At 52.5% G+C, this 1,221-nt stretch carries 1 protein-coding gene; it reads left to right on the forward strand.

What is annotated here, in order from left to right:
* Positions 1–167: 167 nt before the first annotated feature.
* Positions 168–1,133, forward strand: a complete 966-nt coding sequence (locus ROE7235_RS19620) for a hypothetical protein (protein ID WP_183073607.1) — start codon at positions 168–170, stop codon at positions 1,131–1,133.
* Positions 1,134–1,221: the final 88 nt, after the last annotated feature.

The raw sequence follows: 1,221 nt of genomic DNA on the forward strand, positions 1-1,221 counted from the left end.
TGATCAGAGCTTGAAGCTCAGCACGGTCGGCGGGGCCAAGGTAAAGGCAAATGTCATTGCGTCTCATGTCCCGAATATAGCACATCAGGCCCTCAATGGGAATCCTGTGTCAGGTGGGGAACACTAGCGCTCTAATTCGAGGTGCTGCCGAACGCGCAGGGCGTCCCGTGCCCCCAACTGGTGCACGTAAATCCATCAAGAATGTCGAAATAATGCAGGACCGCGGTGACGAGCTTCGGGAGGGAAAGTTGTACGCTCGTCCAGAGGATCATTCAGCAATCGCGCGTCTCGCTCTAAAGCAGATCGCCGAACTGCGAGCGTCGCTTCAAGGGCAAACTTTCTCGGGTGTCCCAGTAGAGCCTGACGGGAAGCACAGAGCCTATATAATTGATTCGCTTCGACACCCTGCTGAAGTCGCTATACTCCGCGAGGTTTATCAAGATGCCTTTACGTTGCTTGGTATTGTCTGTGATCCAGTTAAACGAGAAAAGAGAATTCGTGAAAACTTCTTCGACCGATCCCAATGGGGTGAACCGACAGTAAGGGAGCAGGTCCGGGATTTCTTGACACGAGATGAAGATGCACCCGAGAAGCATGGACAGCATGTTTCGGATACATTTCACGAGGCTGACTTTTTTGTTGACAACTCTATCGACGCTGGCGACGATCTTGCTTTCACAGGCATGAATGATCAGCTTCGTCGCTTCGTTAATTTAATTACGCAGTCGAAAATTGTCCGCCCCACGATATCCGAAACAGCCATGCACCATGCACGCTCAGCCCAGATGAGAAGTGCTTGCTTGTCGCGACAGGTTGGCGCTGCGCTCGTGGATGCAAACGGAAATATTGTTGCAACTGGTACAAACGACGTGCCGCAAGCCGGCGGCGGCTTGTACGGAGAGGGATTCACAATACAGCTTGAGGGGGATCAAAGATGCGCTTTCCGTGACTCAGTGTTTTGTAGCAGCAACCGTGAGCAAAATAAGATCATCGAGGAGCTGGTCGAAGAATTCCCGGAGCTCATGGAGGGGAAAGATAAATCTGAAGTGCTCAAGCGCATTCGCGGAACAAGAATTGGTGGCTTGATTGAATTTAGGGCACCTCGATTTTTGACCGCTTTTGCTGGCGCGTAGTGCTTTCAGCCGCTTGAATTCGCAAATGACGCCATCCGCAGCGCCCTGGTCGCGCCCGTCGGTCATGGTCAGGGGTCGCTGAAGTGCA

Source organism: Roseinatronobacter ekhonensis (genome assembly GCF_900499075.1).
Lineage (GTDB): Bacteria > Pseudomonadota > Alphaproteobacteria > Rhodobacterales > Rhodobacteraceae > Roseinatronobacter > Roseinatronobacter ekhonensis.